The 679-nt window shown below is 62.9% G+C and carries 1 protein-coding gene; it reads left to right on the top strand.

What is annotated here, in order from left to right:
* Positions 1–42: 42 nt before the first annotated feature.
* Positions 43–679, top strand: a 637-nt coding sequence (locus ACP7BV_RS27580) for an IS66 family transposase (protein ID WP_426108102.1), incomplete at its 3' end; no start/stop codon positions are given.

Raw genomic sequence — 679 nt, 5'->3', positions numbered from 1 at the left:
GCGCTGTTCGCGCGTCTCGACGCTGTTGAGGCGAAACTGGGAATGAACAGCCAGAACTCGAGTAAGCCCCCGTCGTCCGACGGTCTTGCGAAGAAGACGCGCTCGTTGCGCGGCACATCGGACAAGAAGGCCGGCGCGCAAGATGGACACAAAGGGAAGACGCTCAAGCGAGTCGCCGAGCCGACCGAAACCATTCATCACCCATTGCCATCGCAATGCAATCGCTGCCATCGGCCGTTGCCGCTCGGCGAGGCACTGGTGGCGGAACGCCGACAGGTCTTCGATGTGCCGGCGCGCTCGTTCGATGTCGTCGAGCACTGCACGCTTGAAGTGGCGTGCAGCTGTGGGCAGGTGCATGTGAGCTCCTTTCCTGCCGACGTTTCGGACGTCGTGCAGTACGGCCCGAACGTAAAGGCCCTGAGCGTCCATCTGACCCAAGGGCAAATGCTGCCCTTCGCCCGTACCGCCGAACTGCTTCACGATATCTATGGCCTGTCGGTTTCGCCCGGCACGCTGGTGGCATGGGTGGGCGAGGCGCGCGCCGCGCTGCAGGACACGGCCAACCAGATCGCCGCCAATTTGCACAGTGCCGCATTGGTCAACGCCGACGAGTCGGGTCTGCGCGTTGCGGGAAAGCTCCATTGGCTTCATATCGCAGCCAACGATGCGTTGACCTGGT

This window comes from Massilia sp. TSP1-1-2 (assembly GCF_049896185.1).
GTDB lineage: Bacteria > Pseudomonadota > Gammaproteobacteria > Burkholderiales > Burkholderiaceae_D > Telluria_A.
Note: the sequence above shows the minus strand (reverse complement) of the source record. Positions and strands in the feature narration are given on the sequence as shown.